The sequence below is a fragment of the Pseudomonas sp. URMO17WK12:I6 genome, assembly GCF_003253625.1.
In the GTDB taxonomy this organism is placed as follows: Bacteria; Pseudomonadota; Gammaproteobacteria; order Pseudomonadales; family Pseudomonadaceae; genus Aquipseudomonas.
In genome coordinates this window covers 130,162-153,872 of the sequence record NZ_QKYZ01000003.1, presented here as the reverse complement: position 1 = coordinate 153,872, position 23,711 = coordinate 130,162, and the positions used below count along the sequence as shown (strand labels likewise).

Below are 23,711 nucleotides of genomic sequence, written 5' to 3'. Positions count from 1 at the left end.
GTGTCAGTCAGGGGTAATCGGCGCAGCGGTATCAATACTCACCACCACCGACATCCCCGGCCGCAGCCGTTCGCTCTGTTCCTGATCGGCATCGACGCTGATCCGCACCGGCACTCGCTGGGCAATCTTGACGAAGTTGCCAGTGGCATTGTCAGCCTGCAACAAGCTGAACTCGGAGCCTGTGGCCGGTGAAATCCGTTGCACCCGCCCGTGGAATTTCTGGTGGTTCAGCGCATCGACGGTGAAGCTCACCGGCTGGCCGACCCGCACGTTGTCCATCTGGGTTTCCTTCATGTTGGCGATCACCCACAACTGGTTCGGCACCAACGCCATCAGCTGCGCCCCGGAGTTGACGTAGGCGCCAAGGCGCACGCCGATCTGCCCGAGTTGACCGTCGCGCGGCGCCACCACGCGGGTGTTCGACAGGTCGATCCGCGCCAGTTGCACCGCCGCTTCAGCACTGGCCACCGCCGCTTCCAGCGAGCCGCGATTGACGATCACCGTTTGCAGATCCTGGCGGGCGATGTCCAGATTGGCCTGGGCTTGCGCCACGGCGGCAACGGTCTGGGCGTTGGCGGCCAGGGTCACGTCCAGCTCGCGTTTCGACACCGAGCCATCACCGACCAGCTCTTTGTTGCGGCGCAAATCCGCTTCACTTTTGCGCAACTGTGCCTGGGCGTCGGCGACGGCGGCCTGACGCAACTTGATGGTCGCTTCGGCGCTGTTGCGTTGCTGCACCACGTTGGCCAACGCGGCTTTCTGCACCGCCAGTTGCGCCAGGGACTGATCGAGACGCTGCTTGTAGATGCGGTCGTCAAGGCGCACCAGTAAATCGCCGGCCTTCACGAACTGGAAATCCTGCACCGGCACTTCGTACACGTAACCGCTGAGTTGCGGGCCGATGATCGTCACCTGCCCGCGCACCAGGGCATTTTCCGTGGTCTCGACCGCGCTGCTGAACGGTGGCAGTTGCCAGGCGTACAACACGATCAGTACACCGACGAGAGCAATCGCCGCAAAGCCCAGGGACGAGATGATCCGCACCCCCAGCGAGCGCGGTTCAGAGCCCGGCGAGGATGGCGGCGTCACGCCTTCGGGGGTGGCGGCAATAGTGTTGGTGGTCGTGGTGGTCGGTTCGGTCATGAAGAAGTGGCACCGCTGGATTGTTTGGTTGGAGTGGCAGGCGCCGGGGCAACGGCTTGGGTAGTGCTCATCAGCCACAGGGCGCGAATGGAAATCCAGATCATGGTCAGCACCGCGATCACGGCAATCAGCATGAACACATCGTTATAGGCCAGGACATTAGCCTCGCGAGTGGCGGCAGCGGCCAGGCTACGGATGCCCTGCAGGTTGCGCAGGCTCGGATCGGCAATTATCGAGCCGACCGCGTTGCCGCCGCTCTGGACCCGCGCCGCCACACGCGGGTCGAGCAACGTCAGCTGCTCGACGATGTGACTGGAATGAAACTTCTCGCGCGCGATCTGGAACGTCCCCAGCAGTGCCGCGCCGATCAAGCCGCCGAGGTTCTGACAGATACCGAACAGCACCGAGAAACTCACCAGGTTGCGCGGGCTGGACAGCACGTTACGCATGCCGAAGACCATGGTCGGCCCGAGGAAGAACGTCCCGCCGAAGGCCAGCAGAAACTGGCTGAAATACAGGTTTTCCGGGCGGGTCAGGTTGTTCGAATAACTGTCCATCACCGAACCGACCGCCATCAGCGCCAGGGAGATGTTCAGCGGCATGATCAGGTGCTTGGGGTCGATGGTCAGGGCGCTGGTGACCAGGCCGGCGATACTGCCGATCAACATCACCACATACAGGCTGTGCAGCTGTTGACTGCTCATGTTCAGCGTCTGCATGAACCCCACCGCCCCGGTGGACTGTTCCGACGTCACCATGCGAATCAGGATCACCGCCAGGGCCAGGCGGATCATCGCCCCGCTGCCGAGCCAGCGGGTCATCAGCATCGGGTTGCTGCGATTGTGCTCGATGGCCAGGCCCGTGAGGATCAACACGATCGAAGCCGCCGAGGCCACGCCGATCCACTGCGCTTCCAGCCACCAGTCGATCCGCCCCAAAGACAACACCGCGCAGAGCAAGGCCACGCCGGTGGCGAGGATGGCGAAGGTCAGGAAGTCGAGTTTTTCGAAGGTCTTGAAGCGATCACCCGGCGGCAGTTTCAGCAGAAACACGCAGCCCAAAGACAACAGCGCCATGCCCAGTTCGAACAGGTACAGCCCGCGCCATTCGGCGATCTGCAGCAGGTCTTCGGAAAACAACCGTGCCATGGGCAAAGCCAGTTGCGAGGTGCCGAGGCCCAATACCAGCGCCTTCATCCGCCATTTCGCCGGGAAGGCCTGGATCATGTAATACAGGCCCAACGAACTCAGCGCTGCGCCGACCATGCCGTGGGCCGCGCGCACGGCGATCGCCGAACTCAGGTCGTTGACGAACAAATGGCCGAAGGTCACCAGCGCATAAAGCATCAGGAACACTTCGGTGAAAGCCCGCAGGCCGAACTGCTGACGAAATTTCACCAGCAGCAGGTTCATCGACACGTTGGTCATGACGTAAGCCGCCGGCAGCCAGGCCATCTCGGCCGTGGTCGCGCCCAGCGCGCCTTGCAGATACGGCAGGTTGGCGACCACCAGCGAGTTGCCGAGACCACCGGTCAATGCCACCAACACCCCCACCAGCGCGTAGGCCAGCCGCCTGGGGTTGGAGTGCAACGGCGTCGAGGGCGATCCGGGCAGGCTGGGCCGCTCGTGGGGCTGCCAGTCGCGCGGGGTGTAGTGATCCATTCGATGGCCTTGGTTCAAGGAGTGTGGTCAGTTTGCCACAGCTGAAACACAAATCCCTCGCCACAGGCTTACTCCCGCACTGGACGGTGTGTTCGGCGGGATTCGTAAATTCTGTTTAAAAGTCTTCTCGCCCGTAGCGGATTTTTCCGGGGCAATCCAAATGACACCCTCACGGCACTGTTCAACTCAAAAGGTGCCCCTTATGACCACTGCCCATTGGCAACGCTCCCCCCGCTGGCTGAAAAATCTGCTGGCCGCCGCCCTGCTGCTGCCGTCCCTCGCGTTCGCCCAGGAACGCCCGTGGCCGGATGGCTCGCAACTGGTGATTTCGTTCTCCATGCAATTCGAAACCGGCGGCCAGCCCGACGGTGCCGAAAGTCCGTTCTCCGGCACTCCATTGCCCAAGGGTTACCCGGACATGCCGGCACAGACCTGGTTCGACTACGGCTACAAGGAAGGCCTGTGGCGGATGCTCGACTTGTGGGACCGCAACGGCATCAAGGTCACGTCCCATGTGGTGGGCGAAGCGGCATTGAAACACCCTGAACTGGTGCGGGCGATCGCCGATCGCGGCCATGAAGTCGCCGCCCATGGCATGCGCTGGGCCGACTCCTACAACATGAGCTACGAGCAAGAGAAGGCCTTCATCGGCGACGGCGTCGACGCGGTGCAGAAACTCACCGGCCAGCGCTCCGTGGGCTACAACGCCAATTGGCTGCGGCGCAGCCCCAATACCCTGAAAGTGCTGCAAGACCTGAACTTCACCTACCACATCGACGACGTCAGCCGTGATGAGCCGTTTGTGACGCTGGTCCGTGGCAGGAAATTCGCCGTGGTGCCTTACACCCTGCGCAACAACGACATTGTGCTGATCGAAGGCCGGCACTTCTCGGCGCAACAGTTCTACCGGCAATTGGTGCTGGAATTCGACCGCCTGTACGCCGAAGGTGCCAGCCAGCGGCGGATGATGTCGGTGAGTCTGCATGACCGCATCGGCGGCACCCCGGCGATGGTCGAGGCGGTGGAGCGTTTTATCCGTTACGCCAAGTCCCATCCGAAGGTCAGCTTCATGCGCAAGGATCAGATTGCCCAGATCGTGCTGACCGAAAAGAACCCGCTGATCGATAACACCGAGGCAGCGTATAACCACTGACTCAGGTGAACGCAGCCCTTGCCGGGGCTGCATCCTTCGGCAAGTCATCGTATAACCCACCCTTGGCCGGGCGGTTATCCGGCTCATTGATAGGTCACCATCACGGCGATCTATTTCAGCACTCGGTCGCCTGCAATGTGGAATGACCCTCCGTCAATTTCCACGAACCTGTCGTTGACAAGCACCGGAAAGCCTACCAATACTTCGCTAAGTCATACGACAACCTACAACAAACCAATAACAACTTCATGTACAGGGACTTTCATGACGACCACCCCCCCAGTCCGTGCGCCTTTCAATCGCCTGCTCCTGACCGGCGCCGCCGGTGGCCTCGGTAAAGTCCTGCGCGAACGCCTGCGGCCATACGCCAACGTGATCCGCCTGTCGGACATCGCCGCCATGACGCCGGCCATCGATGACCGCGAAGAAGTCGTGCCTTGCGACCTCGCCGACAAGCAAGCGGTGCATCAGCTGGTCGAAGGCGTGGACGCGATCCTGCACTTCGGCGGCGTGTCGGTGGAGCGTCCGTTCGAAGAGATCCTCGGTGCCAATATCTGCGGGGTGTTCCATATCTACGAAGCGGCCCGCCATCACGGCGTGAAGCGGGTGATCTTCGCCAGTTCCAACCACGTCATTGGCTTCTACAAGCAGGACGAAACCCTCGACGCCCACTCCCCTCGCCGCCCGGACGGCTACTACGGCTTGTCCAAGTCCTACGGCGAAGACATGGCCAGTTTCTACTTCGATCGCCATGGCATCGAGACTGTCAGCATCCGCATCGGCTCCTCGTTCCCGGAACCGCAAAACCGTCGAATGATGAGCACCTGGCTGAGCTTCGGCGACCTGACCCAGCTGCTCGAACGCGCGCTGTACACCCCGGATGTCGGCCACACCGTGGTGTATGGCATGTCCGACAACCAGCACGTCTGGTGGGACAACCGTTTCGCCGCGCACCTGGGTTATGCGCCGCAAGACACGTCCGAAGTGTTCCGCGAAACAGTCGAAGCCCTGCCGATGCCCGCCGAGGATGATCCGGCCCGGGTCTATCAGGGCGGAGCCTTTGTCGCGGCCGGGCCGTTCGGCGACTGAACCCTCGCCACTGCCCCATCACAACCCAAGGGAATGAGTTGCCATGCAAGCGGAATTGATTGTCGATGCCCGCAATGCGGTCGGTGAAAGCCCGGTGTGGGTCCTCGAGGAAAACGCCCTGTACTGGGTCGATATTCCGGCCGGAAGGTTGCAGCGCTGGAGTGCCGACAGCGGGCACGTTCACGTCTGGAAAGCCCCGCAAATGCTCGCCTGCATCGCCCGTCACAGCGCCGGTGGCTGGATCGCCGGCATGGAAAGCGGATTGTTTCACCTGCATCCGCACAACGATGGCAGCCTCGACAGCGAACTGCTGGCCCACGTCGATCACACCCGCCCCGACATGCGCCTGAACGATGGCCGCTGTGATCGTCAGGGGCGGTTCTGGGCCGGCAGCATGGTGCTGAACATGGGCGCCAACGCCGCTGACGGCCGGCTCTATCGCTACAGCGCCGGGCAACCCGGACCACTCGCCGCCCGACTCGGCGATTTCATCGTGCCCAATGGCCTGGGCTTCAGCCCGGACGGCAAGACGATGTACCTCTCGGACTCGCACCCGAACGTGCAGCAGATCTGGGCCTTCGATTACGACATCCACAGCGGTACGCCGTCCAACCGTCGACTGTTCGTCGACATGCATCACTTCCTTGGCCGCCCCGATGGCGCCGCCGTGGATGCCGAAGGTTGCTACTGGATCTGCGCCAACGACGTCGGGCTGATTCACCGTTTCACCCCCGATGGCCGACTGGAACGTTCCCTCCCCGTGCCGGTGAAGAAACCGACCATGTGCGCCTTCGGTGGCAGCCGGCTCGACACGCTGTTCGTGACCTCGATCCGCCCCGCTGACGACCATGACGAACAGTCCCTGGCCGGCGGCGTATTCGCCCTCAACCCCGGCGTTCAAGGTTTACCCGAACCCCAGTTCAACGACTCGCTTTAACCGCTCCCGCCGCACCGCTGTGCCTTGAATAAAAAAATAACAAGACTGGAGAACCACCCCATGGACTTCAAACGCACCTTGCTCGCCGCCGCACTTCCCATCACCGCAGCACTCACCTTCTCCCTCAGCAGTGCCGCCCAGGCGCTGGAAATCAAATTCGCCGACATCCACCCCGCCGGTTACCCGACCGTGATCGCCGAGGAACAGCTGGGTAAAACCCTGGTGGCCGACAGCGACGGCAAGCTGACCTTCAAGATGTTCGCCGGCGGTGTGCTCGGCTCGGAAAAAGAGGTGATCGAACAGGCTCAGGTCGGCGCCATCCAGATGGCCCGGGTCAGCCTTGGCATCGTCGGACCAGTGGTGCCGGACGTGAACGTGTTCAACATGCCGTTCGTGTTCCGCGACCAGGCGCACATGCGCAAAGTCATCGACGGTGAGGTCGGTGACGAGATCCTCGACAAGATCACTCACTCCGAATTCAACCTGGTCGCCCTGGCCTGGATGGACGGCGGCACGCGCAATATCTACACCAAGAAACCGGTGCGCAGCCTCGCCGACCTCAAGGGCATGAAGATCCGCGTGCAAGGCAACCCGATGTTCATCGACACCATCAACGCCATGGGTGGCAACGGCATCGCGATGGACACCGGCGAGATCTTCAGCGCCTTGCAGACCGGGGTGATCGACGGCGCGGAAAACAACCCGCCGACCCTGCTTGAACACAACCACTACCAGAACGCCAAGTTCTACAGCCTGACCGGGCACCTGATCCTGCCCGAGCCAATCGTGATGTCGAAAATCACCTGGGAAAAACTCACCCCCGATCAGCAAGCCCTTGTGAAGAAAGCCGCCAAAGCCGCACAGGCCCAGGAACGCACGCTGTGGGACGCCAAATCCGCCAGTAGCGAAGAGAAACTCAAGGCTGCCGGCGTCGAGTTCATCACGGTCGACAAGAAACCTTTCTATGAAGCCACAGCCTCGGTCCGGGAAAAATACGGCGCGCCTTACGCCGACCTGATCAAGCGCATCGAAGCCGTTCAGTAACCCTCCCTAACCTTCATGAAAGGCCCGGCACCGTTGACGAACGGATCGTCAGCGACGCCCGGTTACGGTGAAACCCGATGAAGAATCTGCTGCTGCGCATCAACGACAGGATTTACATGACCTGCATCTGGGTCGCCGGCCTGTCGGTCCTGGCCATTGCCCTGATCATTCCCTGGGGCGTCTTCGCCCGTTATGTCCTGGGCACCGGTTCGAGTTGGCCGGAGCCCACCGCGATTCTGCTGATGATGCTGTTCACCTTCATTGGCGCCGCCGCCAGTTATCGCGCCGGTGCGCACATGGCCGTGGCCATGCTCACCGACCGCATGGCCCCCGGACTGCGCAAGACCATGAGCATCGTTTCGCAGCTGCTGATGGCGACCATTTGCCTGTTCATGGCCATCTGGGGCACCAAGCTCTGCCTGTCCACCTGGAACCAGTTCATGAGCTCTCTGCCCACCCTGCGCGTGGGCATCACCTACATGCCGATCCCAGTGGGCGGTGTACTGACGCTGATTTTCGTGCTGGAAAAACTCTTGCTCGGTGACCAGAGCAACCGTCGGGTCGTGCGTTTCGATTTGGTTGAAGAAAGCGAAGGGGCGGCATGAATGGACGCATTGATCCTGTTGGGCAGTTTTATCGCGTTGATCCTGATCGGCATGCCGGTCGCCTACGCCCTGGGGCTTTCGGCCCTGATCGGTGCGTGGTGGATCGACATTCCGTTCCAGGCGCTGATGATTCAGGTAGCGGGTGGGGTGAACAAATTCTCGTTGCTGGCGATTCCGTTCTTCGTGCTCGCCGGGGCGATCATGGCCGAGGGCGGCATGTCCCGGCGATTGGTGGCTTTTGCCGGCGTGCTGGTGGGGTTCGTGCGGGGCGGGTTGTCGCTGGTGAACATCATGGCCTCGACCTTCTTCGGGGCGATTTCCGGCTCTTCGGTAGCGGACACGGCGTCAGTCGGTTCGGTGCTGATTCCGGAAATGGAGCGTCGCGGCTACCCGCGGGATTTCTCCACCGCAGTGACGGTCAGCGGTTCGGTGCAAGCCCTGCTGACGCCGCCCAGCCATAACTCGGTGCTGTACTCGCTGGCTGCCGGCGGTACCGTTTCGATCGCTTCGCTGTTCATGGCCGGCGTGGTGCCGGGGCTGTTGATGAGCGCGTGCCTGATGGTGCTGTGTCTGCTCTTCGCCAGAAAGCGCAACTACCCCAAGGGCGAAGTCATCCCCATGCGCCAGGCGCTGAAAATCTGCGGTGAAGCGATGTGGGGCTTGATGGCGATGGTGATCATCCTCGGCGGCATTCTCTCGGGCATTTTCACCGCCACCGAATCAGCGGCGATCGCGGTGCTCTGGTCGTTCTTCGTCACCATGTTCATCTACCGCGACTACAAATGGCGCGAACTGCCCAAGTTGATGCACCGCACGGTGCGCACCATCTCGATCGTAATGATCCTGATCGGCTTCGCTGCCAGCTTCGGCTACATCATGACGCTGATGCAGATCCCGGCGAAGATCACCACGATGTTCCTGACCCTGTCGGACAACCGTTACGTGATCCTGATGTGCATCAACGTGATGCTGCTGTTGCTCGGCACGGTGATGGATATGGCGCCGCTGATTTTGATCCTCACGCCGATTCTGATGCCGGTGATTCTCGGCATCGGCGTAGACCCGGTGCAATTCGGCATGATCATGCTGGTGAACCTGGGGATCGGCTTGATCACACCGCCGGTGGGCGCGGTGCTGTTTGTCGGCTCGGCGGTGGGCAAGGTCAGCATCGAAAGCACCGTGAAAGCGCTGCTGCCGTTCTACGGCGTGCTGTTCCTGGTGCTGATGGCCGTGACCTACATCCCCGCCATTTCGCTGTGGTTACCGCATTTGGTGTTGTGACCCTTTGAAAAATCGCTACGCCAACAACTGACTCAACACCGCACGCAACTTGCCGGGTTTCACCGGTTTGTTCAGCAATGGCGCGTCGAGCCGCTGCAACGAGCGTCGACACTGATCGGTGCGGTCGGCGGTGATGATCACCGCCGGTATCGTCCGGCTGAAATGCTCGCGCAGATGCCGGACCACTTCACAGCCCACCACCCCGTGATCGAGGTGGTAATCCGCCAGAATCAGTTCCGGCGCCTGCCCCTGCAAAGCCACCAGCGCGGTGGCCTCATCGGTGGCGGTGACCACCTCGCAGCCCCACTGCCCGAGCAGTGCGCTCATGCTTTCAAGGATGCTGACTTCGTTGTCCAGCACCAGCAGGCGCCGCCCCGGCAGCGGGTTGCCGGTGCTCGGCTGCGGCGCGGCCTGGCTGATCGGCAGTGGAATCTCACGGGAAATCGGCACCTCGATGCTGAACATCGAACCGCGCCCTGGCCGCGAATGCACCTGAATCCGGTAATCGAGGATCTTGGCGATGCGTTCGACAATCGCCAGTCCCAGGCCCACGCCCTTGCGGTCGGCGGCGCGGCCAACGTCCAGTTGGTTAAATTCAAGGAAGATCGAATCGAGACGATCCGCCGGGATCCCGCGCCCGGTGTCCCAGACTTCGATTCGCAGTACGTCGCCCCGGCGCCGGGCACCCAGCAGGATGCTGCCGTCGTCGGTGTAGCGGCAGGCATTGCTGAGGAAGTTGCGCAGAATCCGCGTCATCAGCCGCAAGTCGGTATGAATCGCGTAATCACCCATGTGCACCCGCAGGTTCAACCCGGTCGCCGCGGCCACCGACTGAAACTCCGAAACCAGTGGCGCGAACAATTCATCGAGGCGGTACAGGGCGATGTCCGGCTTTACCGCGGCCTGATCGAGCCGGGAAATATCCAGCAGATCGGTGAGCAAGTCCTCGGCCCCTTCCAGCGCCTGATGCGTGCGTTCCACCAACACCTGCTCGACGTCGGGCAGCTTGCGCTCGCGCAAGGTCGAGATCAGCAAACGCGCGGCGTTGAGCGGTTGCAGCAGGTCGTGACTGGCGGCGGCGAGGTATTTGTCCTTGCTGCGATTGGCCGCTTCGGCGGCATCACGGGCGTCGCGCAAGGCTTCGGCGATCTGTTTACGCTCGGTGATCTGTTGTTGCAGATTGCGGTTGGCGTCCAGCAACTCATTGGTGCGCGCGGTGACCCGTTGCTCCAGTTGATCATTGAGCTGTTGCAAGCGCTCCTGGGCCTGTTTTCGTTCGGTGATGTCGGCGACGAACCCCTCCACCAGGCCTTCCTGATCCGGTTTGAGCAGCAGGTTCATCAACACGTCGAGGACAGTGCCGTCCTTGCGCCGCAGCTGGGTTTCATAGCCCAGCAGGCTGCGCTCACGCTGGAGGACCTCGCCGATGCCTTCCAGCTCTTGCGCGCCGCCGACGAACAGCGTGCCCGCCAGGTCCGTCAGGGAAAACAGCACCTCCTGCGGGTCCTGATAGCCAAGCATCCGCGCCAGCGCCGGGTTGGCGGCGCGCATGCCTTCCTGCAGGCTGGCCTGGAAGATTCCGTGCACGGCGTTTTCGAACAGCCATTTGTAGCGGTTGCGCTCGGCCTCCAGTTCATCCAGGCGCGCGGCCAGTTCCGGGTAATGACTCTTGCGCGCCGAGTGATTGCCCAGCCCGAGTAACCCGGTCAGCGCCCGTTGCTGTTCGTCAGAGGGCTTCGCCATAGACGACCTCGACGTCGCGCTGGCTGGACTCGCGCGGGTTGGTAAGGATGCACGGGTCATCCATGGCATGTTGCGACAGGAACGGAATGTCCGACGTGCTCACCCCGTGCAGGCCCAGGGTTTCGTGGAAGCCGATGGCGTGTTTGAGGGCGATCAAGTGGTCGACCAGACGTCCGCAGATCTGCCGGTGATTCAGGCCGCGACAATCGATGCCGAAGGTCTCGGCGATCACCTTGAAGCGCTCCGGCGCCGAGCTGTAGTTGAACGCCACCACGTGCTCCACCAGCACCGCGTTGCACAAGCCGTGAGGCAGATCGAGGAATCCACCGAGGCTGTGGGACATGGCGTGCACCGCGCCGAGGATCGCGTTGGAGAACGCCAGCCCGGCCTGCATGCTGCCGAGCATGATTTTTTCCCGCAGGGCGATGTCGTTCGGGTTGGCGATCATCTGCACCAGATTGCCGTTGATCAGCCGCATCGCCTCCAGCGCGTGGGGATCGGTGAGCGGCCCGTGGCCGGTGGAAACGAAGGCCTCGATGGCGTGGACCAACGCGTCGATGCCGGTACAGGCCGACAGGAACGGGTCCATGCTCAGGGTGGTTTCCGGGTCGATCAGCGACACGTCCGGCACCGCAGCCTTGCTGACGATGGAGAATTTCATGCGTTCTTGCTGATTGGAGATGATCACGAACTGCGACACATCGGCCGACGTGCCGGCGGTGGTCGGGATCAGGATCAGCGGCGGGCTGGGCATGCGCAGGGTGTCCACACCCTCGAATTCAAGAATGTTGCGCCCGTGGGCGACGACGATGCCGATGCCCTTGCCGCAATCCATCGGGCTGCCGCCGCCGACCGCGACGATCACATCGCAGTGATTCTCCCGGTACAGCTCGGCGCCGAGCATCACTTCCTCGATCCGCGGGTTGGGCGAAACGTCGCTGTACACAAAGTAATCGATGCCCTGGGCTTGCAGGCTGGCCTCGACATCGGCGACCCAACCGGCGGCGATCACACCGGAGTCGCTGACCACCAGCACCTTGCGGGCGCCGAAGGTCTTGGCGTAATTGCCGACGTTATGCCGACAGCCGGCACCGAAGATGATTTCAGGTGAAACGAATTTACGCAGTTGACTGAGATTCTGGCTCATTGGAAAGCCTGTTTTTATTGTTTTGAAAGGTAAAGCCAACACTAAAGCATCCGGCTGCGAATGCAATCAGACCAATGGGTAGCAACTACCCGGGGTGCACGAAGATCCCTGTGGGAGCCAATTTCAGCCGCGACGCATTCGTTGTAGCAGCTGCCGAGCTCGCGAGGCTGCGTTCGGCTGCGCAGCAGTCGCGAGTCCGGTTGCCGTGGTGTCCCTGACGCACCGAAATGGCTGGATTTTACGACTGCTTCGCAGCCGAACGCAGCCTCGCGAGCTCGGCAGCTGCTACCACCGAACGCAAGCTTCGCCAGCTGCTACAGATCGCATGACGGCTTACGTGGTGCTGTTCGATTTATCCGCGATAGATCAGCCGCGAAGCCTTTTCATTGCGCAAGGTCAGGTGTTCCATGCCCTGCCCCGGCGCTTCGGCTTCGTCCCGGGCCTTGAGGATGACGCTGTGGTGCGGCGACTTGCTGCACACCGGGTCGGCGTTGCTCGCGTCCCCCGTGAGCATGAACGCCTGGCAGCGGCAGCCGCCCAGGTCCTTATGCTTTTCATCGCAGGAACGGCACGGCTCTTTCATCCAGTCATTGCCACGAAACCGGTTGAAACCGAAGGAGTCGTTCCAGATGTGTTCGACGCTGTGCTCGCGCACATTTGGGAACTGCACCGGCAGCTGACGCGCGCTATGACAAGGCAACGCCGTACCGTCCGGGGTGATGTCGAGAAACAGGTTGGCCCAGCCATTCATGCAGGTCTTGGGGCGCTCTTCGTAATAGTCCGGGGTGACGAAAATCAGCTTGCACGGGTGGCCCTCGGCCTCAAGCCGCTGGCGATACTCGTTGGTGATGCGCTCGGCGCGCTGTAATTGTTCGCGGGTCGGCAACAGGCCGACGCGGTTGAGTTCGGCCCAGCCATAGAACTGGCAGGTCGCCAACTCGACGAAATCCGCTTCCAGCTCCAGGCACAGCTCGATGATCTGCGCGATCTGGTCGATGTTGTGCCGATGGGTAACGAAGTTCAGCACCATCGGGTAGCCCTGGGCTTTCACCGCCCGGGCCATGGCCAGTTTCTGGGCGAAGGCCTTGCGTGAGCCGGCGAGCATGTTGTTGACCGCTTCGTCGGCGGCCTGAAAGCTGATCTGGATGTGGTCCAGCCCGGCGACCTTGAAGTCGCGGACCTTCTGCTCGGTCAGGCCGATACCCGAGGTGATCAGGTTAGTGTAGTAACCCATATCCCGCGCGGCCTTGATCAGCTCGGCCAGGTCCTGGCGCACCAACGGCTCGCCACCGGAAAACCCCAGTTGCGCGGCGCCCATCTCCCTGGCTTCGCGAAACACCCGGATCCACTCTTCTGTGCTCAACTCCTCACCCTGTTGGGCGAAATCCAAGGGATTGGAGCAATACGGGCATTGCAGCGGGCAGCGATAGGTCAGCTCCGCCAACAGCCACAACGGTGGGCCGGGTTGCTGCTCGATCGCGTTCACAGGGCGATCCCCCGGTGCCAGACCCGCTCGGCGGTGACCGTGTGATACGGCGGGCGGTCCAGCTCATAAGCCATGCTCATCGCGTCGAGCATGCTCCACAGCACATCAAGCTTGAACTGCAGAATCTCCAGCATGCGCTGCTGGCCCTCGACCGTGACGTAATGCGCCAGGGTGATGCGCAAACCATGCTCGACATCGCGCCGGGCCTGGCTCAGGCGCGTACGGAAATAGTCGTAACCGGCCGGGTCGATCCATGGGTAATGGCTGGGCCAGGCGTCGAGCCGAGACTGATGGATCTGCGGTGCGAACAGTTCGGTCAGCGAACTGCTGGCCGCTTCCTGCCAACAAGCACGGCGGGCGAAATTGACGTAGGCGTCCACGGCAAATCGCACACCCGGCAGCACCAACTCTTGCGAGAGAATTTGTTCGCGATCCAGCCCCACCGCTTCGCCCAGACGCAACCAGGCTTCGATACCGCCTTCGCTGCCGGGGACTCCGTCATGGTCGAGAATCCGTTGCAGCCATTCCCGCCGCACGTCGCGGTCCGGGCAGTTGGCGAGAATGGCCGCGTCCTTCAGTGGAATGTTCACCTGATAGTAAAAGCGATTGGCGACCCAGCCCTGGATCTGCTCGCGGGTGGCGCGCCCGGCGTACATCGCTTGGTGGAATGGATGATGGATGTGGTAATAGGCGCCTTTGGCGCGCAGGGCCGCTTCGAATTCGGTGGGGGTCATGGGAGTGTCAGTCATTGCGGTTCTCCGGGGAATAACCGTTGGGTTCTGCGATGAGGCAGTCCGCTACAGCTCAATACTCATGCCGTCATAGGCCACTTCAATCCCCCGCCGCTCCAGCAACGCCCGCTCGGCCGAGTCTTCGTCGAGGATCGGGTTGGTGTTGTTGATGTGGATCAGCACCTTGCGCTGGCGATTGAAGCCCTCCAGCACTTCGAGCATCCCGCCGGGACCGCTTTGCGGCAGGTGGCCCATTTCGCGGCCCAGGCTCTGGCCGACTTCACATACGCGCATTTCATCGTCGCGCCACAGCGTGCCGTCCAGCAGCAGGCAATCGGCGCGCTGCATCCAGCTCAATACCTCGGCATCGACCTGCCCCAGACCCGGCGCATAGAACACCGATGCACCGTTGCGCAGGTCTTCGATGAACAGGCCGATGGTGTCCCCCGGCTGCGGGTTGCCACGGTTGGGGGAATACGGCGGTGCGTTGCTGACCAATGGAATGGCGCGAAATTGCAGGTGTTGGCAGGCTGCGATGCTGAACGGCTCACGGTCCAGTTCGATCGGTTGCCACTGCAAACCACCGTTCCAGTGTTTGAGCATGGTGAACAACGGGAAGCCGCTGCTCAGGTCTTCATGCACCCGCTCGGTGCACCAGACCGAATGCGGGCAGCCTTCGCGCAGGCTCAACAGGCCGGTGCAATGGTCGATCTGACTGTCCAGCAGGACCACGCCGGCAATCGCCGTGTCACGCACGCGGCGGGCCGGTTGCAGCGTCGGGAAGCTTTCGAGTTGGGCGCGGATGTCTGGTGAAGCATTGCAGAGTATCCATTCCACACCGTCGTCGCTCAGGGCAATGGACGACTGCGTACGGCGTTGCGCACGCAGGTTGCCGTGACGCATCGCCGCGCACTGGCGGCAGTTGCAGTTCCATTGCGGAAAACCGCCGCCGGCGGCGGAACCGAGAACGCGGATGTGCATGGCAGGCTCCAGAAAGCAGGCCCGGCCAACGCGACGGCTGACCGGGCGATCAATCAACGGTTGGCGAAATACATCGTCACTTCGAAGCCAATGCGCAGATCGGTAAACGCGGGTTTATGCCACATGGGTCATTCCTCTTCTTGTGCCGGACGATTCCGGTAACGTCATTAATGCACGGGGCGCCAACTGCCCGAATGCTACTTTCGAAGGAGGTGGCGGCGTGCGTTGGTAGGGGGGCGCGCAGATCTTAAGCACCACACAAAATCCTGTGGGAGCGGGTTTGCCCGCGATAGCGGAATGTCAGTCAACGAATGTGTTGAATGTGACGACGCCTTCGCGGGCAAGCCTCGCTCCTACAGGGATGCGCGGACCTCACGGCCAACACATAACCTGTAGGAGCGAGGCTTGCCCGCGAAGGCCATCACCCGGTTTCAGGTCGTATCAGAAGAACCCCAGCGGATTGATGTCGTAGCTCACCAGCAGGTTTTTGGTCTGTTGGTAATGGTCGAGCATCATCTTGTGGTTCTCACGGCCGACACCGGACTTCTTGTAGCCACCGAACGCGGCGTGGGCCGGGTACAGGTGGTAGCAGTTGGTCCAGACGCGCCCGGCCTTGATCGCCCGGCCCATGCGGTAGGCGCGGTTGATGTCGCGGGTCCACAGGCCGGCGCCGAGGCCGAATTCGCTGTCGTTGGCGATCGCCAGGGCTTCGGCTTCGTCCTTGAAGGTGGTGACACCCACCACCGGGCCGAAGATTTCTTCCTGGAACACGCGCATTTTGTTGTGGCCCTTGAGCAGCGTCGGCTGGATGTAATAGCCGCTGGACAAGTCGCCTTCCAGCCGCTCGGCCGCGCCGCCAGTGAGCAGCTCGGCGCCCTCCTCCTGGGCGATTTTCAGGTACGAGAGGATCTTGTCGTATTGCTGCTCGGACGCCTGGGCGCCGACCATGGTCTCGGTGTCCAGCGGATTGCCACGCTTGATCTTGACGATCTTCTTCATCACCTCGGCCATGAACGGCTCGTAGATCGATTCCTGCACCAGTGCCCGCGACGGACAAGTGCAGACTTCGCCCTGGTTGAAGAACGCCAGCACCAGGCCTTCGGCGGCTTTTTCGATGAACTGTGGCTCGGCGTTCATGATGTCTTCGAAGAAGATGTTCGGCGACTTGCCGCCCAGCTCGACGGTGCTTGGAATGATGTTCTCGGCTGCGCAATGCATGATGTGCGCGCCCACCGGGGTGGAACCGGTGAAGGCGATCTTGGCGATGCGCTTGCTGGTGGCCAGCGCTTCACCGGCTTCGCGACCGAAGCCCTGGACGATATTCAGCACGCCGGCTGGCAGCAAATCGGCGATCAGCTCGGCGAACACCATGATCGACAGCGGTGTTTGCTCGGCGGGTTTGAGCACGATGCAGTTGCCGGCCGCCAGCGCCGGGGCGAGTTTCCACGCGGCCATCAGCAGCGGGAAGTTCCACGGAATGATCTGCCCGACCACGCCCAGTGGTTCGTGGAAATGATAGGCGGTAGTCAGTTCGTTGATTTCAGCGGCACCGCCCTCTTGAGCGCGGATGCAACCGGCGAAGTAACGGAAGTGGTCGGCGGCCAGCGGCACGTCAGCGTTGAGGGTTTCGCGCACGGCCTTGCCGTTGTCCCAGGTTTCGGTGACGGCGAGGATTTCCAGGTTCTGTTCGATGCGGTCAGCGATTTTCAGCAGCACCAGCGAGCGGTCCTGCGCCGAGGTTTTGCCCCAGGCATCAGCGGCGGCATGGGCGGCGTCGAGAGCCTTTTCGATGTCGGCGGCGCTGGAGCGCGGGAATTCGGCGATCACTTCACCGGTGACCGGTGAGGTATTGGTGAAGTACTCGCCATTGACCGGGGCGACGAACTCGCCGCCGATGAAATTGCCGTAGCGCGGTTTGAAGGAAACGATGGCGCCAGGTGTTCCGGGTTGTGCGTAGATCATGATGGGCCTCTGTCTGGGTCGATGCCTGTCAGGCCAACAGGCGATGAACCGATAGTAGAGAGCCCCGCCTGTCAGACGAATGCGCCGTTGGCAGGGGGACTCTCGTTATTTGGTAGTAGAAGGCGCCGCTGTGTCAGCGGCTTTTGTGGCGAGGGAGCTTGCTCCCGTTCGGCTGCGAAGCAGTCGTAAATCCAAACGACTCGGTTGGGGCCGGGAACGTTGGGGGCGGCTTCGCAGCCCAGCGGGAGCAAGCTCCCTCGCCACAGGTCATTCATCGCCACTCAGGTTGTGGTTGCCAGGGTTAGTGCTTGGCAACCAGGTCCTTCGGCAGCTTGAAGGTCCACAGCATGCCGCCCTGGTTGAAGTCCTTGATGCGCTTGGCCACTTCGCCGCCCCACAGCGGTACCGCGCCGCCCCAGCCGGAGAGCACCGAAACGTATTGTTCGCCATCCATTTCCCAGGTGATGGGCGAGCCGAGCACGCCGGAGCCGGTCTGGAATTCCCAGACTTTCTCGCCGGTCTTGGCGTTGAACGCTTGTAGGAAACCTTCCGGCGTACCGGTGAACACCAGGTTGCCCTTGGTGGTCAGCACCCCGCCCCACAACGGCGCGAAGTTCTTGTGGCGCCAGACTTCCTTGCCGGTTTTCGGGTCGATGGCGCGCAGCACGCCGATGTAGTCTTCATTCAATGGCTTGATGGTGAAACCGGCGCCGAGGAACGCCGCGCCTTTTTTATAGGCGATGCCTTCGTTCCAGATGTCCATGCCCCACTCGTTGGACGGCACATAGAACAAGCCGGTGTCGCGGTTGTAGGCCATCGGCATCCAGTTTTTCGCCCCCAGGAACGCCGGCGCTACAAACACCGAACTGCCTTTGGCCTCGGAGCCCGGTGCACCCGGACGGCTGTCTTCGTTGTAGATCGGCCGACCGTTTTTATCCAGGCCACTGGCCCAGGTGATCTTGTCCACGAACGGGAAGCCGCGGATGAATTTGCCGTTGGTGCGATCCAGCACATAGAAGAAACCGTTACGGTCCGCGGTGGCCGCGGCTTTGATTTCCTTGCCGCCTTCGTTGTAGTTGAACGACACCAGTTCGTTCACGCCGTCATAGTCCCAGCCGTCGTGAGGGGTGCTCTGGAAGTGCCATTTGATCGTGCCGTCGTCCGGGTTCAGCGCCAGGCGCGAGGACGAGTAAAGGTTGTCGCCAGGGCGCAGGTGCGAGTTCCAGGGTGCCGGGTTGCCGGTGCCGAACAGCAGCAGATTGGTTTCCGGGTCGTAGTAGCCGCCCAGCCACGGCGCCGCGCCGCCGGTTTTCCACAAATCGCCCGGCCAGGTCTTGCCCGCTTCGCCGCCGGAGATGCCGTTCTCTACGGCCTTGCCGTCTTTGTAGACGTAGCCCATGTGGCCTTCGACCGTTGGCCGGGTCCACAGCAGGTCGCCGTTTTTCGGGTCGTAGGCTTCGATCTTGCCCACCACCCCGAACTCGCCACCGGCAACGCCAGTGATCAGTTTGCCGTTGATCACCAGAGGCGCGGCGCTGATGGAGTAGCCTTCCTTGTGGTCGGCGACTTTCTTGCTCCATACCACTTTGCCGGTGTCTTTATTCAGGGCCACGAGCTTGGCGTCGAGGGTGCCGAAGATCACCAGGTCGCCATACAGCGCCACGCCACGGTTGATCACGTCACAGCACGGACGGATGTCATCCGGCAGGCGCGCATCGTATTGCCAAAGCTTGCGGCCGGTGCGCGCATCCACCGCGAACACCCGTGAGTAGGAGCCGGTCATGTACATCACGCCGTCCTTGATCATCGGCTGCGCTTGCTGACCGCGCTGTTTTTCACCGCCGAACGAAAAGGCCCAGACCGGGCGCAGGTCTTTCACGTTGTCGACATTGAGGGTGTCCAGCGGGCTGTAGCGCTGACCCTGGACGCCCAGGCCATTGGTGACGACCTGTTCCGGATTCTTCGGATCCTGGAGGATGTCTTGATCGGAGACTGCGGCCATTGCCTGGCCGGACAACAGCATGGCACTGAGCAGCACGCTCAAGACGAAGGGTTGGCGACGTGCGGGTTGGGTCATGACGGCTACCTCTGCGGTTTTTGTTATACCCGGGAAATTTTCCCGGTCTGGTGCAGATTCTTGGGCGCCGCCGCCCTTGCAACAATTGCCCGCAATGCGGAGATTTCTAGTTCCTTGGTAGCGGGTCGGAGGAGATGGGAACGATCGATCACCACGATCAGCGTTACTGGCGCGTGCCGGAATCCACCCGCGTCATCTGCGCGCGCTCATAGCGCGGGTACAAATGGCTGACGCTGCGGATCAGCTCATAACGGCTCAGGTTGATCCCGGCGAAACGTTCGGGGATGGGGCTGCGGATCATCTCGGCCATGTCGCTGCCGTTCGCCGCACCCTCGCGCATGAGTTGATCGAGCCAGGAGAGGTAATCGCGCATTTGCTCGAACGGTTTGCTGTCCGTTGCCACGGGGCCATGACCGGGGACGATCAGCGTCCACGGCAGCCCCTGAAGCGTGGCGATATCCGCCAGCCACACCGACAACCCCGGGCTGTTCGGCGTGGTCAGGGCCCGCTGATAAAACACCAGATCCCCGGCAAACAGCACGCCGGTTTTCTGGTCGAGAATAGCCAGATCCGCGCCGGTGTGCCCACCCAGACTCAGCAGCCGCAAATCGTGGTTCCCAAAACTTTGCACACCTGGCGTCAGCGTCTGCGTCGGCAACACCACTTCGGTGCCGCGCATCCAGTCACCCACCAGTCGATACATGTTCTCGGCCATCGCATCACCCTGTTGATGCAACAGCTCGGTGGTGCCGGCCAGTGCACCAATCGGCACGTCGGTGAAGGCCTGATTGCCCAGCACATGGTCGGGATGGTGATGGGTCAGCAACACCTGGATCACTGGTTTATCGGTGGTTGCGGCAATCGCTTTGCGCAGGGCCTCGCCGTAGCGCTTCGATGGCCCGGTGTCGATCACCACCACCCCTTGCCCGGTGACGATGAACGCGGTGTTGACGATGTTGCCGCCGTTGTTCTTGGCGAAGTTATCGGTGCTGCCCTCAAGCAGCCAGGTGTCTTCGGCAATCTGTCGGGGCTTGAGTGCGTAATCGGGATCGGCCAGGGTCGGCAGGCTCACACAGATGAACAACAACAGCATCCAGCGCATCAAACGCTCCTTGGGTCAGGGTATGGCCGCATCGAATTGATTGCCGCTGTTGTCGCGCAGTATCAGGCGCGTCTGCCCCGCACCTTCGATGTCGAAAGCCAGGTTGGGGTTTTCGCTGACCGCCGGGAACAGCTCCAGACGCGCCAGTACCCGGTCGTCTGAGTCCCGCAGCTCGGCCTGGTTGAGGAAAAATTCCGGGATGCCGCTGACCATACCGTTGTCCATCGGATGCGCCACTTGCAAACGCACGCGACTGAACTCATCACGGGGATAACGACCGCCAAGCACTTCGCCGATGTGTTCTTCCCAGCCCGGCTGGGTGCGCACCACGCTCGGCGCCGTGCAACCGCCGCCGGCCGCGTCGATCAGGGTCGAACCGACATGCCACAGTCCGTCGCGGGTCAACACCGCCGCGCGCAATGGCGTGGCCTGTTCAACGCGGATGCGGATCGACAGCCAGGGCAGCACACCGGTCAAAGGCTCGAAGTCGACGATTTTCGGCAGCGGGTTGAGTTCGGCCCAGGCAAGGATTCGCACCACTTCGCCCTTGAACGCCCGAGCGTCGATTTCCAACGGCACTTGCCGGGCGTCTTCGGCGAACGGCGGTGCCAGCAGCTTGACCCGCTCGTCGAACACGAACGGTGCGTCGCCAAGCATCTGCTTGTGATAGAACGCCCACATCACCGACGGCACCGGATCGACCTCAACCGCCTGCGCGGCCAAGGGCAACCAGCAGGCCAACAGCCAACGCGCGCGCCAGTTCATTGTTGATACATCTCGGGCACGTCATAGCGCAGGCCGTAATGGGCATAAATGCTTTTGAGCGTGCCCTCGCGAATCAACGTTTCCAACGCCTCTTCCACGGCATAGGCCAGTTGCCGGTTGCTTTCATGCACCGCCATGCCGATCTCCCAGCGTTGCTTACCCATGTTCGGATAGGCGTTTTCCGCCAGCGCCACTTGCGGATCGGCGGCCTGATGCACCTGCCAGTCGATCTCGCCGCGCATCGCCATCACCGCGTCGACTTCACCGGCCTTCATCGCGGCAAACGCCTGGGGCACACCGGGGTAATGGTGGGTCTTGGCGGCGAGCATGCCGTTGAACACCGAGGTCAGGTAAAACGACGGCACGCTGTCGACTTCGACGCCAATCGGGTGCTGCTGGAACACCGCGACGCTGGCCACCGAGTCCAGCCGACGACGGTCATACGCCACCTGCCATTGCTCGGTCTGGTACGGCCCGAACATCACCACATGGCCGTTCTCCAGTTCGCCCAGCTCATTGCGTTTCTGTGAGTAATCGCGGTCGTAGGGGACGCGCATCATCAGGTCGGCCAGTTGCTGATTGTGCAGCTGACTGGCCCGCCAGATGTAATCGCGCAGGTCGTCGTCGAGCTTCTCTCCGGCGGGCGCCCAGATCAGTTTCAGGCGTACCCCCATGGCCTTGGCCAAGGCCTGGGCGAGTTCGACATCGACTCCACGAGGCTGGCCGGCATCTTCGAAACTGTAGGGCGCGAAGTCCTTGTAGACCGCGACTTTCAGCTCGGCGGCGGCGATCATTTCGTCATAGGTCCGGACCTGTGCCTGCGCTGCCTGGCAGCACAACCACACAGCGCTGATCAACACCGCGAGCAGGCGCATGGGTCACTCCTCGACGTGCACGCTGTCCAGGTAGGTGCGTACCGCCCACAAGGCTTCCTGACTCAAATAGTCAGCCATCTTCGGCATGTACACTCGGCCATCACGCACGGCGCCATGGCGCACCCGTTCGACGAACCACTCGTCACCGGCTTCGGCGACGTCGAGCTTGCGCAAGTCAGGGGCGATGCCGCCGGACTTGGCTTCCAGACCATGACAGGCCGCGCAGTTCTGGTTGTAGGCCGAAGAGCCGATTTCCAACGCTTTATCGTGCTCCGGAGAGGAACGATACGGGTTCACCGCCGCCCAACCATCGGCATCGACCTGCACACCGGCATCCTTGATCGGGGTCAGTCCCTTGGTTTCGACGGCCTGGGGTACCACGTTGCCGTGAGCCCAGACGGAACCTGCGCTGATGAAGCCGGCCAGCAGTCCGGCAACGAGCAAGGCGTTGCGTTTTGTTGTCATTGTTATGCCCTCAAGATTGCACGCAGAACCTCTTTACAGAGGCTATGGCAGCCATCTTAGGAACCCCGTCGCACCAGCCCTATGCTGCTTTGGTGGTCGCGACCTACTCCCTTGGTAGTAGGGCTTGTGGTGAGCCGCCCAAGTATTTCCCACGCCGTTACTACCTTGGTACTGGCCCATCGGTACTTTCTGCATATTTCCCCGCCCGTCCAGGGTTCCTATGCTGGCGCTACCTGTGATGGAGTGCCTTATGCGCCAGCTCGCCCCTTATGCCTTGATCTACCTGCTGGCGATCGCCTGCGCCGCCGGGCTGGCGACCCAGAGTCAGGCGGCGGATGCTCCGTTGCAGGTGCGGATCGGCTACCTGGGGTATCGCCCCGATCCCGGGCCATTGCTGTCGAACGTTATTCCTGAACCGACCGATGCCGGCCTGCGGGGCGCTGAACTGGCAATCATCGACAGCAACAGCACCGGGCACTTTCTCAACCAGCGCTACGAGTTGGTCAGCGCCAATGTCGACAACCCCGACGCCTTGCTCGAAGCCGCCAAAGCCCAACACGAACAAGGCCTGCGCCTGTTTGTGGTGAATGCTCCGGCGGAAAACCTGCGCCGACTCAGCGCCATGCTCCCCGACAGCCTGCTGTTCAATGCCGGCAGCCCCGACGACAGCCTGCGCACTACCGATTGCCTGCCGAACGTGCTGCACAGCCTGCCAAGCCGGGCGATGCTGGCCGATGCGCTGGCGCAATTTCTGGTGCTGCGCAAATGGCAACGGGCGCTGCTGATCGTCGGCCCCACCGCCGACGATCAAGCCTATGCCGCCGCCCTGCGCCGGGCGGCGAAACGCTTCGGCCTGCAACTGGTGGCGGAGAAAGCCTGGAGCTTCGATAACGATCAACGGCGCAGCGCCCAGGCCGACATGCCGCTGTTCACCCAAACCGCCGAGTACGACGTGGTGCTGGTGGCCGATGAACGCGGCGATTTCGGCGAGTACGTGCCCTACCAGACCTGGTACCCACGGCCGGTCGCCGGCACCCAGGGCCTGACCCCGGTGGGCTGGCACAAGACCGTGGAAACCTACGGTGCCGCCCAGTTGCAAAAACGCTTCGAAGCCCTGGCCGGGCGCTGGATGAACGACCGGGATTTCGCCGCATGGATGGCGGTGCGCAGCATTGCCAGCGCGGTGGGCAAACTGCGTCAGGCCGATGCCATGGCGATTCGTACCCTTGAAATCAGCGAGCAATTGCCGCTGGACGGCTTCAAGGGTCGCAAGCTCAGTTATCGGCCGTGGAACGGTCAGTTGCGCCAGCCGATCCCCATCGTGCAACCCAGGGCGCTGGTCAGTACGTCGCCGCAAGACGGCTTCCTGCACCCCTTCAACGAAATGGACAGCCTGGGTTACGACAAAGCCGAGGTCAGTTGCCGCTTTCCCTGAAAGCTCTACCACCACAACAATAAGGAATC

General features: G+C 62.0%; 21 protein-coding genes. 7 read left to right on the top strand and 14 right to left on the bottom strand.

Features of this window, described 5'->3' with window-relative positions:
- Positions 1–3 precede the first annotated feature (3 nt).
- Positions 4–1,143 carry an HlyD family secretion protein gene (locus F475_RS06745; RefSeq protein ID WP_018929689.1) on the bottom strand — a complete coding sequence of 380 codons (1,140 nt, stop codon included), beginning with the start codon at positions 1,141–1,143 and terminating at the stop codon, positions 4–6.
- Complete coding sequence (locus F475_RS06740; RefSeq protein ID WP_064618294.1) at positions 1,140–2,804, bottom strand: MFS transporter; 1,665 nt, start codon at positions 2,802–2,804, stop codon at positions 1,140–1,142. Before F475_RS06740 ends, F475_RS06745 begins: the two co-directional genes overlap by 4 nt.
- Before the next feature lie 202 nt (positions 2,805–3,006).
- Between F475_RS06740 and F475_RS06735 the strand changes: the two genes are divergently transcribed.
- From F475_RS06735 to F475_RS06710, 6 genes are all read left to right on the top strand, one after another.
- The gene (locus F475_RS06735; RefSeq protein ID WP_111453498.1) at positions 3,007–3,957 is read left to right on the top strand and encodes a polysaccharide deacetylase family protein; all 951 of its coding nucleotides are present in this window, start codon (positions 3,007–3,009) and stop codon (positions 3,955–3,957) included.
- Positions 3,958–4,221: 264 nt separating this feature from the next.
- Positions 4,222–5,046, top strand: a complete 825-nt coding sequence (locus tag F475_RS06730; RefSeq protein ID WP_111453497.1) for an NAD(P)-dependent oxidoreductase — start codon at positions 4,222–4,224, stop codon at positions 5,044–5,046.
- Between the two features lie 43 nt (positions 5,047–5,089).
- Positions 5,090–5,983, top strand: coding sequence for an SMP-30/gluconolactonase/LRE family protein (locus F475_RS06725; RefSeq protein WP_111453496.1), 894 nt, complete (start codon positions 5,090–5,092; stop codon positions 5,981–5,983).
- A gap of 60 nt (positions 5,984–6,043) precedes the next feature.
- Positions 6,044–7,027 (top strand): TRAP transporter substrate-binding protein, encoded by a 984-nt coding sequence (locus F475_RS06720; RefSeq protein ID WP_018929694.1) that lies wholly within the window; start codon positions 6,044–6,046, stop codon positions 7,025–7,027.
- A gap of 77 nt (positions 7,028–7,104) precedes the next feature.
- Complete coding sequence (locus F475_RS06715) at positions 7,105–7,632, top strand: TRAP transporter small permease (protein WP_018929695.1); 528 nt, start codon at positions 7,105–7,107, stop codon at positions 7,630–7,632.
- Positions 7,633–8,913: a TRAP transporter large permease gene (locus tag F475_RS06710; protein WP_018929696.1), complete on the top strand. Its 1,281-nt coding sequence runs from the start codon at positions 7,633–7,635 to the stop codon at positions 8,911–8,913.
- A 15-nt stretch (positions 8,914–8,928) separates the two neighbouring features.
- Here F475_RS06710 and F475_RS06705 read toward each other — a convergent pair whose 3' ends face one another.
- From F475_RS06705 to pedF, 12 genes are all read right to left on the bottom strand, one after another.
- On the bottom strand, positions 8,929–10,656 hold the full coding sequence (locus F475_RS06705; protein ID WP_111453495.1) for a NahK/ErcS family hybrid sensor histidine kinase/response regulator: 1,728 nt from the start codon (positions 10,654–10,656) through the stop codon (positions 8,929–8,931).
- Positions 10,640–11,803: an alcohol dehydrogenase-like regulatory protein ErcA gene (gene ercA / locus F475_RS06700; RefSeq protein ID WP_111453494.1), complete on the bottom strand. Its 1,164-nt coding sequence runs from the start codon at positions 11,801–11,803 to the stop codon at positions 10,640–10,642. The genes F475_RS06705 and ercA overlap by 17 nt, the downstream gene beginning before the upstream one ends.
- A 352-nt stretch (positions 11,804–12,155) precedes the next feature.
- Positions 12,156–13,289: a pyrroloquinoline quinone biosynthesis protein PqqE gene (gene pqqE / locus F475_RS06695; RefSeq protein ID WP_018929699.1), complete on the bottom strand. Its 1,134-nt coding sequence runs from the start codon at positions 13,287–13,289 to the stop codon at positions 12,156–12,158.
- Positions 13,286–14,038, bottom strand: a complete 753-nt coding sequence (gene pqqC / locus F475_RS06690; protein WP_018929700.1) for a pyrroloquinoline-quinone synthase PqqC — start codon at positions 14,036–14,038, stop codon at positions 13,286–13,288. The genes pqqE and pqqC overlap by 4 nt, the downstream gene beginning before the upstream one ends.
- 48 nt (positions 14,039–14,086) lie before the next feature.
- Positions 14,087–15,001, bottom strand: a complete 915-nt coding sequence (gene pqqB, locus F475_RS06685; protein WP_018929701.1) for a pyrroloquinoline quinone biosynthesis protein PqqB — start codon at positions 14,999–15,001, stop codon at positions 14,087–14,089.
- A gap of 53 nt (positions 15,002–15,054) precedes the next feature.
- Positions 15,055–15,126, bottom strand: a complete 72-nt coding sequence (pqqA, locus tag F475_RS06680) for a pyrroloquinoline quinone precursor peptide PqqA (RefSeq protein WP_081499480.1) — start codon at positions 15,124–15,126, stop codon at positions 15,055–15,057.
- 316 nt (positions 15,127–15,442) lie between these two features.
- Positions 15,443–16,963 (bottom strand): aldehyde dehydrogenase family protein, encoded by a 1,521-nt coding sequence (locus F475_RS06670; RefSeq protein ID WP_019648895.1) that lies wholly within the window; start codon positions 16,961–16,963, stop codon positions 15,443–15,445.
- Between the two features lie 301 nt (positions 16,964–17,264).
- A complete protein-coding gene (locus F475_RS06665) occupies positions 17,265–19,040 on the bottom strand; it encodes a PQQ-dependent methanol/ethanol family dehydrogenase (RefSeq protein ID WP_018929703.1) in 1,776 nt (591 codons plus the stop codon).
- A 163-nt stretch (positions 19,041–19,203) separates the two neighbouring features.
- Positions 19,204–20,142, bottom strand: a complete 939-nt coding sequence (locus F475_RS06660) for a quinoprotein relay system zinc metallohydrolase 1 (protein ID WP_111453493.1) — start codon at positions 20,140–20,142, stop codon at positions 19,204–19,206.
- 15 nt (positions 20,143–20,157) lie between these two features.
- On the bottom strand, positions 20,158–20,907 hold the full coding sequence (locus F475_RS06655; RefSeq protein WP_111453492.1) for a quinoprotein dehydrogenase-associated SoxYZ-like carrier: 750 nt from the start codon (positions 20,905–20,907) through the stop codon (positions 20,158–20,160).
- On the bottom strand, positions 20,904–21,782 hold the full coding sequence (locus F475_RS06650) for an ABC transporter substrate-binding protein (RefSeq protein ID WP_111453491.1): 879 nt from the start codon (positions 21,780–21,782) through the stop codon (positions 20,904–20,906). The genes F475_RS06655 and F475_RS06650 overlap by 4 nt, the downstream gene beginning before the upstream one ends.
- 3 nt (positions 21,783–21,785) lie before the next feature.
- Positions 21,786–22,247: a cytochrome c-550 PedF gene (gene pedF / locus F475_RS06645; protein WP_018929707.1), complete on the bottom strand. Its 462-nt coding sequence runs from the start codon at positions 22,245–22,247 to the stop codon at positions 21,786–21,788.
- Positions 22,248–22,497: 250 nt separating this feature from the next.
- Between pedF and F475_RS06640 the strand changes: the two genes are divergently transcribed.
- A complete protein-coding gene (locus F475_RS06640) occupies positions 22,498–23,682 on the top strand; it encodes an ABC transporter substrate-binding protein (protein WP_111453490.1) in 1,185 nt (394 codons plus the stop codon).
- The last annotated feature ends 29 nt before the right edge of the window (positions 23,683–23,711 follow it).

What these genes read in the sequence shown, in the direction of transcription:
- F475_RS06745 (WP_018929689.1), bottom strand. Translation starts at nt 1,143, where the DNA reads ATGACCGAACCGACCACCACGACCACCAACACTATTGCCGCCACCCCC.
- F475_RS06740 (WP_064618294.1), bottom strand. Translation starts at nt 2,804, where the DNA reads ATGGATCACTACACCCCGCGCGACTGGCAGCCCCACGAGCGGCCCAGC.
- F475_RS06735 (WP_111453498.1), top strand. Translation starts at nt 3,007, where the DNA reads ATGACCACTGCCCATTGGCAACGCTCCCCCCGCTGGCTGAAAAATCTG.
- F475_RS06730 (WP_111453497.1), top strand. Translation starts at nt 4,222, where the DNA reads ATGACGACCACCCCCCCAGTCCGTGCGCCTTTCAATCGCCTGCTCCTG.
- F475_RS06725 (WP_111453496.1), top strand. Translation starts at nt 5,090, where the DNA reads ATGCAAGCGGAATTGATTGTCGATGCCCGCAATGCGGTCGGTGAAAGC.
- F475_RS06720 (WP_018929694.1), top strand. Translation starts at nt 6,044, where the DNA reads ATGGACTTCAAACGCACCTTGCTCGCCGCCGCACTTCCCATCACCGCA.
- F475_RS06715 (WP_018929695.1), top strand. Translation starts at nt 7,105, where the DNA reads ATGAAGAATCTGCTGCTGCGCATCAACGACAGGATTTACATGACCTGC.
- F475_RS06710 (WP_018929696.1), top strand. Translation starts at nt 7,633, where the DNA reads ATGGACGCATTGATCCTGTTGGGCAGTTTTATCGCGTTGATCCTGATC.
- F475_RS06705 (WP_111453495.1), bottom strand. Translation starts at nt 10,656, where the DNA reads ATGGCGAAGCCCTCTGACGAACAGCAACGGGCGCTGACCGGGTTACTC.
- ercA (WP_111453494.1), bottom strand. Translation starts at nt 11,803, where the DNA reads ATGAGCCAGAATCTCAGTCAACTGCGTAAATTCGTTTCACCTGAAATC.
- pqqC (WP_018929700.1), bottom strand. Translation starts at nt 14,038, where the DNA reads ATGACTGACACTCCCATGACCCCCACCGAATTCGAAGCGGCCCTGCGC.
- pqqB (WP_018929701.1), bottom strand. Translation starts at nt 15,001, where the DNA reads ATGCACATCCGCGTTCTCGGTTCCGCCGCCGGCGGCGGTTTTCCGCAA.
- F475_RS06670 (WP_019648895.1), bottom strand. Translation starts at nt 16,963, where the DNA reads ATGATCTACGCACAACCCGGAACACCTGGCGCCATCGTTTCCTTCAAA.
- F475_RS06665 (WP_018929703.1), bottom strand. Translation starts at nt 19,040, where the DNA reads ATGACCCAACCCGCACGTCGCCAACCCTTCGTCTTGAGCGTGCTGCTC.
- F475_RS06660 (WP_111453493.1), bottom strand. Translation starts at nt 20,142, where the DNA reads ATGCGCTGGATGCTGTTGTTGTTCATCTGTGTGAGCCTGCCGACCCTG.
- F475_RS06655 (WP_111453492.1), bottom strand. Translation starts at nt 20,907, where the DNA reads ATGAACTGGCGCGCGCGTTGGCTGTTGGCCTGCTGGTTGCCCTTGGCC.
- F475_RS06650 (WP_111453491.1), bottom strand. Translation starts at nt 21,782, where the DNA reads ATGCGCCTGCTCGCGGTGTTGATCAGCGCTGTGTGGTTGTGCTGCCAG.
- pedF (WP_018929707.1), bottom strand. Translation starts at nt 22,247, where the DNA reads ATGACAACAAAACGCAACGCCTTGCTCGTTGCCGGACTGCTGGCCGGC.
- F475_RS06640 (WP_111453490.1), top strand. Translation starts at nt 22,498, where the DNA reads ATGCGCCAGCTCGCCCCTTATGCCTTGATCTACCTGCTGGCGATCGCC.